This is a genomic window from Vibrio sp. 070316B (assembly GCF_013114115.1).
Classification (GTDB): domain Bacteria; phylum Pseudomonadota; class Gammaproteobacteria; order Enterobacterales; family Vibrionaceae; genus Vibrio; species Vibrio chagasii_B.
Genome location: NZ_VTYC01000015.1, coordinates 34,850 through 48,760 on the forward strand (window position 1 = coordinate 34,850; position 13,911 = coordinate 48,760).

Below are 13,911 nucleotides of genomic sequence, written 5' to 3' on the forward strand. Positions count from 1 at the left end.
CTATTTTAGATTCGAATCGTCATGCCATCAGACAATGACTGGCGGTAAGCCCTGAAAGCGGGAATGAAGCCGATAATTATTCCGGCAATTTGCACCAGCATAAGCAATTTCCACTCGTGTGGTGTGATTGCGGATATCGATATGTTGATACCATAACTTTGTTGCACAATAGGAGCAACTACTGCGATCAGAGCAAACAACACTGCAACGCCTAATGTGATGCCTAAGAAGGTCAGAGCACTGGCTTCACTAATCAGCAAACCAAATACATGGCGAGGCCTTGCGCCCATTGCACGCAGGATAGCCATCTCGCGACGTCTTTCTTGCAAGCTCGTTAGTAGGCTACTCAGCATTCCTAGTAAACCGGCAACCACTACAAACCCTGAAACAATGAGCAATGCTTGCTCTGCTACGGCCATCATGCCCCATAATTCATGCAGAGCAATGCCCGGCATAATTGCGCTTAACGGTTCTTGACGGTAGTTATTGATTTCTCTTTGCAGTGCGAAGGTTTGAATCTTTGAGTTCAAACCAAGCATCATCGCGGTGATTTGCTGAGGCTGGAAATCGTAGGTTTTCAAGGTTTCGGCATCTGGGGTATGCCCTAGGTTGGCACCCGACTCCCAACCAACGTGAATCGCTTCGATCGCTTCTAAAGATACATGCACGGTTTTGTCTACTGGCGTTCCTGTTGGTGCGAGTATTCCGACAATCTTGAAGGGTAGGTTATCGTGTCGGCTGAACGCCACATCACTGATACCGTGTGCAAGAATGATTTGATCGCCAATCTTGTAATCTAACTTTTTCGCGACATCGGCACCAATCACCACATCAAATAGCTCATTAAACTCTTTACCTTGCTGGAAAGTAAGTGGTTGCTTACTTCCATAGCGGTAGTTTTCAAAGTAGCTATGGTTAGTACCCATCACACGGAAGCCTTTATGAGAATCACCCAATGAAATAGGGATCGCCCACTTTACGGCTTTGTGTTGGCTAAATTCTTGATAGCTTTTCCAGTCGATATTGTTGGTCGCATTGCCAATTCGAAATACAGAATAAAGCAGAAGGTTTACCTGGCCAGAACGGCCACCGACGATCAAGTCAGTACCTGAAATAGTATTGGCAAAGCTGCTCTTGGCTTCGGTTCTCACGCGCTCTACGCCGAGCAATAGAATGACAGACACTGCCACGGTAAGAATGGTCAGAATAGCTGTGGCTTTACGATTGAGTACGCTTTTTAAGGCTAAGTGAGTAATTACTTTCATACGACAACCTTAGCTTGGTTAACGGTTTTTAAATCTATGGTTCGAGTGAACAATTTTTCGAGTGTTGGGTCGTGACTCACAAAGATAAGAGTAGAACCAGCTTGGTTAGCTTGTTCTAGCAACAGTTCGATAAAGGCTTCTCGGTTGTCATGATCCAATGCGGATGTTGGTTCATCTGCAATGATGATTTTAGGCTGACCCATTAAAGCGCGCGCGGCGGCAACACGTTGTTGTTGGCCAATACTCAGCTCAGTGACTGGCTTATCCATTAATGTTTGAGGCAGCTTCAATCGGAGCAGTAGTTCTTGGGCAGTTTCTTGTAAACTGTGTTTGCTGTCAGTGACTTGCTGCTTACGAATTTTTGAGAATTGGCAAGGAAGCGTAACGTTATCGATCACTGACAGATAAGGAAGCAGGTTAAATTGTTGGAAAATATAACCAATATGATCGGCTCTAAACGTGTCTCTTTGGCGAGGTGTTAGCTGAGTCAGATCTTGACCTAAAATAGAGACTTCGCCTTGCTCTGCTTGGTTTATACCAGTCAGTAACCCTAACAATGTTGACTTGCCACAGCCACTTGGCCCTTTTATGAAGAGGTGCTCTTGGGCTTGGATATGCAGAGAAGGGATCTCTAGAGTTGGGGGTAATTCTGGTTTCCAACGAAAGCTGATATTTTCGAGTTTGACCACAAGTGATGAACTGTCAAAAGACATGCTAGCTCCAATAATTAAAGCGGTGTATCTACTGGACAGCAGTTCGCGACATAAATTCCCAGAGCACACCGATTTGAACAGCCAAGTAAGTAGCCACTTACTTGGCTGCTTGTTTTACGTTTAATCCGATCTAGGAGTGGTTAGAATCGAAAACTAATGCGCTCTGCGTTAAGAACTTCTTGTACTTGAGCGGTATCTGTTAGTAGGTTCACCGTCATTTTTTCAGTGTTGCTGAACTTAGAGAACCACTGAGTGTTAACTGTGTCTAGCTTAGCTACATCTGAACATTGGTAGTGGTACTCAACCGTGAACTCACCGTGGCCACCTTCAGAGTGGTCATGACCTTCATGATCGTGGTGGTCGTGACCTTCGTGGTCGTCATGATCATGTTCAGCGTGGTCATGGTCTTTGTGGTCGTCATGATCGTGCTCAGCGTGGTCATGGTCTTTATGGTCATCATGATCGTGCTCAGCGTGGTCATGGTCTTTGTGGTCGTCATGATCGTGCTCAGCGTGGTCATGGTCTTTATGGTCATCATGATCGTGCTCAGCGTGGTCATGGCCTTCGTGGTCGTCATGATCGTGTTTAGCGTGGTCATGTCCTTCATGCTCATCATGATCGCTTTCTAACGTGTTCGACACTGATTTAAATTTCAGAGTACAGTTCGCGTTGTTAAAGCTAAATAGCTCGTCTGGCTTGTTTAGTTGCGCGATAGCTTGTTCAAACACTTTCTTTTGCTCTGCTGTTTCTGGAGCATGTTCAAAGCCAACTACGTCTGCACCCGGGGCTGTCACTTCAACAAGCAGTTCTTGTCCGTCTTGAGCAATGTTTACTTCAACCTGACCATGCACGTGTGCACCGTGAGAGCGGAACTCTTCGTTAGCTAGAACATTAGTAGAGACAGTCATGCCGATAACAACGGCTAAAATAGAAGGTTTCATGTTTTTTTCCTGAATAAAGGTTAATTAAAAAGTAGTGGTAATTAAATAGTTTTGACAGGAGGAGAGCGCGCTAGATAAGCGAAATAGAGGCGCTGTAGTGAGGTTACTGACTCCGTGATAACAACAGTAAACTCTGAATGAAACTCTGGAACTTGTGGTAACGAGTGCGAGGTAATGAACTGATTTATGGAAAACAGCTCACAGTGGTGTGAGGTGTGATGCTCTGGGTCAATATCCACCATATGTGTTGCTGCCAACACGCTTAGCATGAGCATCAGCCCAAGCAAGAAGCCTGTTTTTCGTTTCACATTGTTGGGTGTGTCTTGCCACATCAGGATGATTAACCACAGAATTAAAAAAGGATACTGTTATAATATAACAATATCCTTTGATAAGGTCTCGAAAAAGACGAGAATATCTGATTAAAGGCTCGCTTTAATCAATTCAATAACTTGCGTTACCTCTGATTCGTTAAGTGCGCCTTCTTTCACAAACAAGATTTTACCTTGTTTGTCTTGCACGATAATTGCTGAGCTCTCTTCTTTTAGAGCCCATGACGAAGCAACGGTGCCATTTTCATCCAAAACCATAGACGACCATGGAAATTCTTCTTTGCTGCTTTCAGCTGATGATTTTACAAAAGAGCCTGTGCCCCAAATTGCATCATCTTGGTTGATAATGGTGGTGGTTTGGTAGCTATCTTCTGAAAATTTGGATGCTGTAATTGCTGCCATCAGTGGTGCATTAAGCTCTTTAGAGCTGCTGCGGCCAGCAATCGCTTGAACGACACGGACTTTACCCAGAAGATCCTTGGTTGCCCAAGCTTGATATCCTGTAGCTCCGTCTTTTAGTACGATTTCACCATAGTTGCTAACATCAACGGCAGGAAGAGTTGAACCTACAGATAAGTTGTGAGCATTGGCGAAGAGTGGAGAGGCTGCGGCTAATAAAGCCAGTAGAGTTTTGTTTTTCATTATATTTTTGTTCCGCTTGTTGGTTTGCATTGGAAGTATAATATGAAATTTGAAAAATGCCTCTTTAACTTTTTTATCGTACGATGTAGAAATAAGTTGCAGGCTTGTTACCAAAGGGTATAATGCAACGATATCAAGATGAACAACAGATTATCTTGCTGTTTGCTAAAGGAATTAGCGATTAAATGTGCTTAGAATACGGTCGTGTTCAGGTGCGTGACAGTAGTACTCAAATGGAATTGAGGTTGTAATATGTTAAGAAAATTTTCTACTTACCGCCCACATCAGGTGGCGCGTTTCGTTAAAGTCCTATTCAAAGGCCAGTTTGCCATCGAAGGTGTCGGAGAGTTCCGTTTCGACCATGGTAAAGTGCTGCTCCCTGAAGTTTCAGATAAACAAAAGCTCACTATTTTTAAAGAAGTTAACGGCACGATTGCTGCTATGCCGATGTAATTAAGCTTTATTGATTGGTCTTGCTTCAAATAGATTAACAGCGAAAAGGGCTTCCGAATGGAAGCCCTTTTTTATGGATATCGTTTAAGGTAGTACAGCCTGACTGCCCTTTATTGTGGTGGGAAGCAAACGCCTGTTCCGCCCAATCCACAGTAGCCGTTAGGGTTTTTGGCTAGATATTGCTGGTGGTAGGTCTCAGCAAAAAAATATTTCCCTGCAGGCAGAACTTCCGTTGTGATTTCGTTGCCTAAAGAATCGGTAATGGCTCTTTGGTAATCTTGGCGAGATTGTTCAGCAATGGCTTGTTGCTCTTCACTGAAGGTGTAGATAGCCGAGCGGTATTGTGTACCTAAATCATTACCTTGGCGCATCCCCTGAGTTGGGTCATGACGCTCCCAGAAGGTCTCAAGTAGTTGTGCTAAAGACGTTTTCTCGCTATCAAAAATGACACGAACGACTTCAGTGTGGCCAGTTTGTCCGGTACACACTTGTTCATAGGTTGGATTTACTGTGTAACCGCCAGCGTAGCCCACTGATGTAGAAACCACACCGTCCAATTGCCAGAACAGGCGCTCAGCGCCCCAGAAACATCCCATACCTAATAACACTTGTTGTTGGGAACCAGAAGGAGCGGCGAGTAAGTCAGTTTGGTTAACGAAATGGCGCTCAGTAATTTGAATTGGAGCTGCATTTCCCGGTAATGCGGTTGCTGCGGAAACCAGTTGTTGTTTGTTTAGCATGTTATATTCCTTTTCGCATACGTTTACCGTGTCGGCTTTTGTAACTGTAGGCGTATTTAGCTCTTGGTTCGTATTAAATAAGTCTTTAAATTAGACCGTGTTATTACAGGATTTCTTACAGACTCAATGCCTTTTTAGCGGTATTATTTCTTTTTGATTATTAACGTATTGATAACTTCTTCACCAATTAAGCATGATAAGAAAAACTTTACCAGTTCTGTTTGGCACTCTATTGTCATCGACGCTCGCTTTTGCTGACGTTTCCCTTGAGATTAAAGGGCTTGATGGAGCGCTAGAAGATAATGTTGATGCTTATCTAAGTGCTGTGCCTGAAGAAGAATATGCGATTTCATTAAGGTTCCAGTCTCGCGTGGAATCTATGATTAAAGAAGCACTCAATGCGTTAGGTTACTACCAACCGACTATCACTTTTTCTCACTCCCAAGATGAAACTGAACTGACTGTAACTGTTGATCGGGGAGAGCCCGTTCTTATTTACGAATCAGACATCGTGCTGAGCGGGGAAGCCAAAGATGATCCAGATTTTTTAGCCTTGATTGCTAAGAGTAAGCTATCCAAAGGTTCGATTCTCAATCATGGTAACTACGACTCTTTGAAATCATCGATGCGCAACCTTGGATTAGCCAAAGGTTACTTCGACGGCTCGTATGAGCTCAGTAAGCTAGAAGTGGCTCCTGAGTTGAATCGAGCTTACATTCGCCTTCACTACAACAGTGGTATTCGTTATCACTTTGGCACTACCACGGTAACGGGCAGCCAAATAGAAGATGATAGGGTTCAATCGCTCAAGCCGTTTAAAGATGGTGAACCTTACTCGATTACTAAGGTTGGCGAGTACAACCAAAACCTGTCCAATACCGATTGGTTCTCTTCGGTTTTTGTTGAACCAGATTTAAGTCAACTGGGTGAAGGTCGAGAAATTCCAATGAAGGTTAGCCTTGCTCCTCAAGCGCGTAACCAAATTGAAACGGGTATCGGTGTATCTACCGACCTTGGCGTAAAAGGCACCCTGAAGTGGAAAAAACCTTGGGTTAATGAACAAGGCCATAGCTTCAATAGCAGCCTGTCGATTTCTAAACCTGAACAGACGATTACCGCTACCTATAAAATCCCTCTGGATGACGTGCTGAACGACTACTATCAAGTTAAGTACGGTATGAAAAACTTGGATAACCGTGACACCAAAAGTTTGGAATCGAACCTAGCGTTAGAAAGGTATTGGCGCCTTGATAATGGCTGGCAGCGCACCGTGTTCATTCGATACTTGGTTGAAAACTATGAGCAAGGTTTACAAGACGATTTGGCGCAATTCGTCTTGCCGGGTATTTCGTTTTCACGAACTCGAACTCGTGGTGGTTCGATGCCAATGTGGGGGGATAAACAAACCATCATGGTTGAGGCGGCTGATGACACCTTATTGTCGGAAACCAAGGTGGTACGTTTTCAAGGACAAACGGCTTGGATTCGTAGCATTGGTAATAACCATCGTGGTCTAACCCGCCTTCAATTTGGTGGTAACTTTGCCGATGAATTTGAGAAACTGTCTCCCTCGCTCAGATTCTTTGCTGGTGGTGATAACAGTATTCGAGGCTATGGCTATGAGTCGATCTCTCCTCGAGATGAAAGTGGTGCACTAACCGGTGCAAAGTTCATTGCAACCAGTTCATTTGAGTATCAATACCGTTTGGTTGGAAATTGGTGGGGAGCGGCTTTCTACGATATTGGTGATGCATTCAATGATACGCCAGAATGGAAGCACGGCACCGGTGTCGGTGTTCGTTGGGCATCGCCGGTTGGCCCTGTCAGTTTAGATTTTGCTTGGGGCCTAGATGCGAAGAAAGGTGACGAGTTCCAACTGCACTTTAGTTTAGGGCCAGAATTATGATCAAAGTGATGGGCAAATGCATAAAATGGACGTCGATTTTCTTGACGTCTATTTTGCTGTTGTTGATAGCCCTACTCGGTTTTGTACTGTTTACAAACCCTGGCTTAAACACTGTGTTGTGGGGCGCTGAAAAAGCTCTGCCACAACTTAAAGTGGGGAGCACAAAAGGTGCTCTGTTCCCGAACTTCACACTTAATAATGTTCAATTCAAAGATGATAGCCTCCATATCGATACCACAGTGGAAAAGCTGGTATTGGCTATTAATCCTCGCTGTTTACTCGACCCTAAGTTGTGTGTCGACCGCTTAGCGATTCAAGGTTTGGACTTCGCATTTACGGAATTACCTCCAGCTTCTGCAGAAGAGACAGAGCCGACTCCGCCAGTGACATCGCTGAAAACACCGCTACCAATCGTGATCAATCGTATTGCTTTGTCTGATATCAAACTGAATATCTTGGGTCATGAGATTGAATGGGGTTTGTTTTCAACTGCTTTGAGTATGCAGGGTGAAAAGCTGACGGTATCGCCAACCCTGTTCAATGACCTTAAAGTAAAAATTGCTGAATCGACGGAAGAACCACAGGCAGAACCTGTCGAACCAGAGCCTGCGGTGAAAACAGCAATTGAGCTGCCTGAGGTCTGGATTCCGTTACAGATTGTGTTAGAGCGCTTTGATTTAAATCACTTCACCTTAGTGCAAGAAACCCCAATTGTTGTCAATCATCTTGGACTCGAAGCTCAAGCGGGCGGGCATAAAGTGGATGTTTCAACACTTGAGCTCGATATACCGCAGGCGAGCGCGAACCTTTCTACTAAGGTTGAGCTTAAAGATGGTTATCCTTTAGAGCTTTCATTGGATGCTAAGGTGAAGGACACCGACCTTGCTGGTCAGAAGTTATCACTGAAAGCACAGGGGAGTGTGGCTAAGCTGCAGCTCGACTCGCAGTTTTCTGACTTGATAGAAGCCAAGCTCTCTGGAGAACTTCAACCTTTAGAGCCGACGCTGCCATTTGATTTACTGTTAGAAGATGGACAAGCACAATGGCCCCTAACTGGTAAAAGTGATTACCAAGCCGAAATTGAGCGCTTTAAGGCTGATGGCTCATTAGATGGCTTTAATGTTCAGCTCAAGGGCGAAGCCGATGGTAATGAAATCCCAGCTCTAGTCATCGACCTACAAGGTAAAGGTACCACTGAGCAAATAGAGCTTGAGCGACTGAAACTGAACACCTTGGGCGGTGAGCTCAATGGTGCGGTCAAAGCTAACTGGGCAAAGCTCGTTAATTGGCAAGCGGATGTGACCCTTAAAGATATTCAACCTGGTCTGCAGTGGCCAGAAGCTGAGGGCAATATTAGCGGTAGTTTAGTCACATCGGGTGAATTGACTGAGGCTGGGGGCTGGGCCATTGAGCTACCTCAGCTTGATATTGAAGGTATCTTGCGTGATTACCCGTTAGATATCGAAGGTCAGTTGTCGGCATCTGATCGCAGCGCCAGCGGTGAGCCTAAACTGAAAACCAGTGGTTTGAGTTTGGCGCACGGTGTGAACTCGATTAAGGCTCAGGGGCAGCTTGATAAACAGTGGGATATGGGTGTTGATATTTATTTCCCTGAGCTGGTGAAAAGTGTTCCTGATTTGAAAGGACAAGTGATTGGTAACATCCAACTTAGCGGTCCAACTCAAGAGCCTAAGGTCGACCTGACACTGAATGTAAATAAGGTGGACTGGAATAACGAGGCAACGCTTGAGTCATTATCACTTAATGGTTCTGTGGTCCCACTTCCGTTACCCGAAGCGCAAGCTGACCTTGCTTTAAAGGCTAAAAATTTAACTTATCAAGAACAAAACGTCGAAAGCATTGATTTGACCGTGAGTGGCGGTGAGAAAAAGCACACTGTGACTCTAGATGTGATATCTGACATTGTCTCTACAAGCCTAGCAATTTCTGGCGAGTTGATTCAGAAGCCTTCTCTCATTTGGGATGGCTCGTTAGACCGAGTAAAAGTCACCACTCAACAAGGCCCTTGGGTGCTTGATAAACCTGTCTCTATTAAGGCGGATGTCGACAATCAGTTTGCTGATGTTCAAGCGCACTGTTGGAAGCAAGCTGGTTCGAGTGTGTGTCTGGGCGAAGACATCCGTGCTGGGAAGTCGGGTGAGGCTAAGATTGCAATCAATCAGTTCGACTTCGATCAGATTAAAGCCTTTGTTCCAAAAGAGACTGAGCTACAAGGCTTAGTAAATGTTAAAGCTCATGCTAAGTGGTCGGAACAAGGCCAGCCAGAGGTAACAGTAAACCTTGATATGCCAAAAGGTCAGGCTGTACAGCAAGTCGGTGAGCCAATCACAATCGGTTGGGAGAGCATTGCCCTAAATGCTCAATTGAAAGACAACAAGCTAGATGCAGACTTCAAACTGGATGTTTCCGATAACGGTGACCTGTCTGGTACCGTGTCGCTGCCTGATGTTCTTGCACAAGATAAAATGGTCGATGCTGCGATTAAGTTGACGACCTTCCATTTGGATTTCTTACAGCCAATTTTAGGTGAATACAGCTTGTTGAAAGCCGACCTTGCGAGTGACCTGCAGGTGAAAGGTTCTTTGATGCACCCTCAAGTTTTTGGTCAATTCTCTGTGGATGGAATTCAAGTCAAAGGTGATGTAACTCCTATTGATGTGAAGGATGGCCGCATTGCTCTCGACTTTAATGGTTATAGCGCCAAGCTTGACGCTAACGTGGAAACACCAGATGGTCAGTTGGATATCGAAGGCTCTGGTGAGTGGCAAGATCTCCAAGCATGGCATTCGAATGTTAGGGTGTTTGCTGATGAGTTGATGGTGGTTGTTCCACCTATGGTCAAGGTTAAGGTCGTCCCTGATATGACCATAGACGTTACGCCTGAGCTTGCAAAAATTACTGGTGACATTGCATTACCGTGGGGCCGCATTGTCGTTGAAGACTTGCCACCGTCTGCAGTTGGTGTTTCTTCTGATCAGGTTATTTTGAATAAAGACCTGCAACCTGAAGGTGAATCGACCATTCCATTTAATGTGATGACCAATATTAATATTTCAATCGGTGATGACTTTAAATTGTCCGCTTTCGGCCTTGAAGGTGAATTGGTCGGTAAACTGAATGTGGCTCAAAAAGACCAAGGCCCGTTTGTGACGGGCGAGGTCAACATCGTTAACGGTACCTACCAATCGTTTGGACAAGACCTGCTTATCGAAGAGGGAAAAATCTTAATGAATGGGCCACCGGACCAGCCATACGTTGCGATCAATGCGATTCGTAACCCTGACAATACTCAAGATGATGTGACAGCTGGTATTCGAGTGACAGGGCCAGCGACAGAGCCAGCCATTGAGATTTATTCTGATCCTGCGATGCCGCAAGCAAATGCTCTTTCATACATCTTGCGGGGTCAAGATATTGATGGCGAGTCGAATGGCTCAATGACAACGACCTTAATTGGCTTGAGCTTAGCGAAGAGCGGTAAGGTCGTTGGTGAGATTGGTGAGGCCTTTGGTGTACAAGATTTGCAACTGGATACCGCAGGCTCTGGCGACGACTCACAAGTCACGGTAAGTGGTTACATCCTGCCTGGTTTACAGGTTAAGTATGGCGTTGGTATCTTCAATTCGCTTGGTGAGTTTACCGTTCGTTATCGATTGATGCAGGATCTCTACGTTGAAGCCGTTTCGGGTCTCGACAGCGCGGTCGACCTTCTCTATCAATTTGAATTCGAGTAGAACAGTTTGAGCTCGATCGGCAATGTTTTAGCTATTCATTTAACGCGCTTGCGTGAATGGCTTGTGGGGGGGTTATGAAGCATCTTGTTTTTGTTTATGGAACCTTGAGACAGGGTCAATCGAATCATCATTATTTGAAGGGCTGTGATTTACTTGGGCGATTTGATACTCCTGAGGAATACGCTCTTTTTGACCTAGATGCCTATCCCGCGATGATTTTTGGAAAGAAAAGTGTCGCTGGGGAAGTCTATATGATTAACGATGAAGTCTTGGCTTCGCTCGATCGGCTAGAAGATGTGCCTGTCGAGTATCGTCGCGAGCATATAGAGACTATATTTGGGTTAGCATGGGTATATTTGTATCAGCTTGATCTAACAGCTAATAAAGAAATACTTTCGGGTGACTGGTGTCAGCGGAACAATGATTCCTAACTAGTTAATCACCTTACGAGACAACAAAAAGCCAGCACTGAGGTGCTGGCTTTTTTAATGGTGTTTATTTGAGAATGAAGCGAGAGGGTTACTCTGGGTTCAGCTCTAGGAACTCTTCTACTTTACGAACCATGTTTGTTGAACCAACGAAGAAAGGTACACGTTGGTGCAGCTCAGTTGGTTTGATGTCCATGATACGTTGTGCACCGTCTGATGCAATACCGCCAGCTTGCTCCATAAGGAAAGCAATAGGGTTGCATTCATAAAGCAAACGCAATTTACCTTGAGGGTGGCTCTCTGTACTTGGGTACAAGTAGATGCCGCCTTTTAGCAAGTTACGGTGGAAATCAGACACAAGAGAACCAATGTAACGTGACGTGTAAGGGCGGTTATCGCTTGGCTCACTTTCCTGACAGTATTTGATGTACTTCTTAACACCGGTTGGGAAGCGGATGTAGTTACCTTCGTTGATCGAGTAGATCTTGCCTTCGTCTGGAATCATCATGTTTTCATGAGATAGACAGAAAGTACCCAGAGATGGATCGTAGGTGAAACCATTTACGCCAGCACCAGTTGTGTAAACCAGCATGGTTGAAGAACCGTAAATTACGTAACCGGCAGCTACCTGTTTGTGACCTGGTTGCAGGAAGTCTTCTTGAGTCGGTGGTGTTCCGATTGGAGAGACACGGCGGTAGATAGAGAAAATCGTACCAACCGATACATTTACATCGATATTTGATGAACCATCAAGTGGGTCCATCAACACGACGTATTTTGCGTTTTTGTTGAGCTCTTTATTGAAGGCAACCGCTTCGTCTTCTTCTTCACTTGCTACACCACAAACTTGGTCACGAGCTTCTAGAGCCGCTTTAAATTTGTCGTTCGCATAAAGGTCTAGCTTCTGCTGCTCTTCACCTTGAACGTTGTCTGTACCAACAGCGCCAGTAATGTCGACAAGACCTGCTTTGTTGATTTCACGGTTAACAATTTTTGCAGCAAGACGAATTGATGACAAAAGGGATGATAGATCACCACTTGCATGGGGAAAGTCACTCTGTTTCTCAACAATGAACTCACCAAGGGTGCGCATCTCAGACATGTTATTTCCTTAAACTTCTCTGAATATTAGGGGGGATTTGAGCACCATAGAATTTGCCTCTTAAGTGGGCTTTATTCATCTAGACGCTTACCTAAATTCTAAGGCTTAGATCTTTTTAATGGTAATGAACTAAGCGACACAGATCTCACTTACTATGTCGACTCAATTTGTTTTGCATTGCTGCTCGCTTTTAAGCGTCATTTAATGATAATGAGTACAAGCCGTTTTAATTAGGCACTGTTTATTTAGCCAAGCGTTTTGGAAGCAATTTATGCATATTCATATCTTAGGAATTTGTGGCACCTTCATGGGTGGTGCTGCGGTATTGGCTCGTCAATTAGGTCACAAGGTTACGGGTAGTGACGCGAATGTTTACCCACCAATGAGCACCTTGTTGGAGTCGCAAGGGATTGAAATTATTGAAGGGTTCGACCCAAGCCAACTAGAGCCTAGGCCTGACCTGGTCGTTATCGGTAATGCGATGAGCCGTGGTAACCCATGTGTTGAGTATGTTTTGGATAACAACCTTAGATACACCTCTGGTCCACAATGGCTGCAAGAGTTCTTACTGCATGACCGCTGGGTTCTTGCGGTGTCCGGTACTCACGGTAAAACCACAACTTCCAGTATGTTGGCTTGGATCTTAGAAGACTGCGGTTATGCGCCAGGCTTTTTAGTTGGTGGGGTATTGGGTAACTTTGGTATCTCTGCTCGCTTAGGTGACAGCATGTTCTTCGTGGTAGAAGCCGACGAATACGACAGTGCTTTTTTCGACAAACGCTCTAAGTTCGTTCATTACCATCCAAGAACCTTGGTAATGAATAACCTTGAGTTCGATCATGCCGACATTTTTGACGATCTTGAAGCGATCAAACGTCAATTCCATCATTTAGTGCGAACTGTGCCTAGCAATGGTCGTATTTTCTCACCCAAGCAGGATACTGCTATTCAAGATGTTCTATCTCGTGGCTGTTGGAGTGAGACTGAATCGAGTGGCGAAGCTGGCGATTGGGATGCCAAAAAACGAGTTAAAGACGGCTCTAAATTTGAGGTCTACTTCCAAGGCGAATGTGTTGGTACGGTAGACTGGGACTTGGTTGGTGATCACAACGTCAGCAATGCTCTTATGGCGATTGCTGCGGCAAGGCATGTGGGTGTGACGCCTGATTTAGCGTGCGAATCGTTGGCGAAATTCATCAATACTAAACGTCGTCTAGAGTTTAAAGGCGAGGTAGCTGGTGTGTCTGTTTATGATGATTTTGCTCATCACCCAACGGCGATTGAACTTACGCTCGGCGGCTTACGTAATAAGGTCGACTCGAAAAAAATCATTGCCGTTTTAGAGCCTCGTTCCGCCACCATGAAACGTGGTGTGCATAAAGAAACCTTGGCTGATTCGCTTAAACAAGCGGATTCCACCTACTTATTCCAACCGGACAACATTGATTGGTCGGTGCAGGATGTCGCAGATGCTTGTCATCAGCCTGCACATGTTAGTGACGATATGGATGTATTTGTTGCTAAAATTGTCTCAGAGGCGCAAGCGGGCGACCAAATTCTGGTAATGAGTAATGGTGGCTTTGGTGGTATTCACCAGAAATTGTTGGACGCGTTAGCTCTTAAAGGTTAACCCT

12 protein-coding genes are annotated in these 13,911 nt (G+C 44.9%); 5 read left to right on the forward strand and 7 right to left on the reverse strand.

The annotated features are described in order from the left end of the window. Nucleotides 1–5: 5 nt before the first annotated feature. The 5 genes from F0251_RS13000 to F0251_RS13020 all read right to left on the reverse strand — a co-directional run bounded on the left by F0251_RS13000 (nt 6) and on the right by F0251_RS13020 (nt 3,893). Nucleotides 6–1,265, reverse strand: a complete 1,260-nt coding sequence (locus F0251_RS13000) for an ABC transporter permease (protein ID WP_008220483.1) — start codon at nt 1,263–1,265, stop codon at nt 6–8. Next, entirely contained in the window at nt 1,262–1,978 is a 717-nt protein-coding gene (locus tag F0251_RS13005) for an ABC transporter ATP-binding protein (protein WP_116871603.1), read from the reverse strand. Before F0251_RS13005 ends, F0251_RS13000 begins: the two co-directional genes overlap by 4 nt. Before the next feature lie 140 nt (nt 1,979–2,118). Next, nucleotides 2,119–2,919, reverse strand: coding sequence for a DUF2796 domain-containing protein (locus tag F0251_RS13010; RefSeq protein WP_171731121.1), 801 nt, complete (start codon nt 2,917–2,919; stop codon nt 2,119–2,121). Between the two features lie 41 nt (nt 2,920–2,960). Next, nucleotides 2,961–3,251: a DUF2607 family protein gene (locus F0251_RS13015; protein ID WP_061033914.1), complete on the reverse strand. Its 291-nt coding sequence runs from the start codon at nt 3,249–3,251 to the stop codon at nt 2,961–2,963. 90 nt (nt 3,252–3,341) lie between these two features. After that, entirely contained in the window at nt 3,342–3,893 is a 552-nt protein-coding gene (locus F0251_RS13020) for a YtfJ family protein (RefSeq protein WP_061033934.1), read from the reverse strand. Between the two features lie 252 nt (nt 3,894–4,145). Between F0251_RS13020 and F0251_RS13025 the strand changes: the two genes are divergently transcribed. Next, nucleotides 4,146–4,346: a DUF1107 family protein gene (locus tag F0251_RS13025; RefSeq protein ID WP_008220470.1), complete on the forward strand. Its 201-nt coding sequence runs from the start codon at nt 4,146–4,148 to the stop codon at nt 4,344–4,346. 110 nt (nt 4,347–4,456) lie between these two features. Here F0251_RS13025 and msrA read toward each other — a convergent pair whose 3' ends face one another. Then, nucleotides 4,457–5,086 (reverse strand): peptide-methionine (S)-S-oxide reductase MsrA, encoded by a 630-nt coding sequence (msrA, locus tag F0251_RS13030; RefSeq protein WP_171731122.1) that lies wholly within the window; start codon nt 5,084–5,086, stop codon nt 4,457–4,459. 193 nt (nt 5,087–5,279) lie between these two features. On the opposite strand from msrA, the gene F0251_RS13035 reads away from it, so the two are divergent. From F0251_RS13035 to F0251_RS13045, 3 genes are all read left to right on the forward strand, one after another. Further along, the gene (locus tag F0251_RS13035) at nt 5,280–6,992 is read left to right on the forward strand and encodes an autotransporter assembly complex family protein (protein ID WP_116871606.1); all 1,713 of its coding nucleotides are present in this window, start codon (nt 5,280–5,282) and stop codon (nt 6,990–6,992) included. Next, a complete protein-coding gene (locus F0251_RS13040) occupies nt 6,989–10,747 on the forward strand; it encodes a translocation/assembly module TamB domain-containing protein (RefSeq protein WP_171731123.1) in 3,759 nt (1,252 codons plus the stop codon). Before F0251_RS13035 ends, F0251_RS13040 begins: the two co-directional genes overlap by 4 nt. Before the next feature lie 74 nt (nt 10,748–10,821). Further along, entirely contained in the window at nt 10,822–11,178 is a 357-nt protein-coding gene (locus tag F0251_RS13045) for a gamma-glutamylcyclotransferase (protein ID WP_171731124.1), read from the forward strand. A gap of 88 nt (nt 11,179–11,266) precedes the next feature. Here the strand turns inward: F0251_RS13045 and fbp are convergent, their stop codons facing one another. Next, nucleotides 11,267–12,277: a class 1 fructose-bisphosphatase gene (gene fbp, locus F0251_RS13050; RefSeq protein WP_116871609.1), complete on the reverse strand. Its 1,011-nt coding sequence runs from the start codon at nt 12,275–12,277 to the stop codon at nt 11,267–11,269. Between the two features lie 271 nt (nt 12,278–12,548). Between fbp and mpl the strand changes: the two genes are divergently transcribed. Next, nucleotides 12,549–13,907, forward strand: a complete 1,359-nt coding sequence (gene mpl / locus F0251_RS13055; RefSeq protein WP_171731125.1) for a UDP-N-acetylmuramate:L-alanyl-gamma-D-glutamyl-meso-diaminopimelate ligase — start codon at nt 12,549–12,551, stop codon at nt 13,905–13,907. The last annotated feature ends 4 nt before the right edge of the window (nt 13,908–13,911 follow it).

What these genes read in the sequence shown, in the direction of transcription:
- F0251_RS13000 (WP_008220483.1), bottom strand. Translation starts at nt 1,265, where the DNA reads ATGAAAGTAATTACTCACTTAGCCTTAAAAAGCGTACTCAATCGTAAA.
- F0251_RS13005 (WP_116871603.1), bottom strand. Translation starts at nt 1,978, where the DNA reads ATGTCTTTTGACAGTTCATCACTTGTGGTCAAACTCGAAAATATCAGC.
- F0251_RS13010 (WP_171731121.1), bottom strand. Translation starts at nt 2,919, where the DNA reads ATGAAACCTTCTATTTTAGCCGTTGTTATCGGCATGACTGTCTCTACT.
- F0251_RS13015 (WP_061033914.1), bottom strand. Translation starts at nt 3,251, where the DNA reads ATGTGGCAAGACACACCCAACAATGTGAAACGAAAAACAGGCTTCTTG.
- F0251_RS13020 (WP_061033934.1), bottom strand. Translation starts at nt 3,893, where the DNA reads ATGAAAAACAAAACTCTACTGGCTTTATTAGCCGCAGCCTCTCCACTC.
- F0251_RS13025 (WP_008220470.1), top strand. Translation starts at nt 4,146, where the DNA reads ATGTTAAGAAAATTTTCTACTTACCGCCCACATCAGGTGGCGCGTTTC.
- msrA (WP_171731122.1), bottom strand. Translation starts at nt 5,086, where the DNA reads ATGCTAAACAAACAACAACTGGTTTCCGCAGCAACCGCATTACCGGGA.
- F0251_RS13035 (WP_116871606.1), top strand. Translation starts at nt 5,280, where the DNA reads ATGATAAGAAAAACTTTACCAGTTCTGTTTGGCACTCTATTGTCATCG.
- F0251_RS13040 (WP_171731123.1), top strand. Translation starts at nt 6,989, where the DNA reads ATGATCAAAGTGATGGGCAAATGCATAAAATGGACGTCGATTTTCTTG.
- F0251_RS13045 (WP_171731124.1), top strand. Translation starts at nt 10,822, where the DNA reads ATGAAGCATCTTGTTTTTGTTTATGGAACCTTGAGACAGGGTCAATCG.
- fbp (WP_116871609.1), bottom strand. Translation starts at nt 12,277, where the DNA reads ATGTCTGAGATGCGCACCCTTGGTGAGTTCATTGTTGAGAAACAGAGT.
- mpl (WP_171731125.1), top strand. Translation starts at nt 12,549, where the DNA reads ATGCATATTCATATCTTAGGAATTTGTGGCACCTTCATGGGTGGTGCT.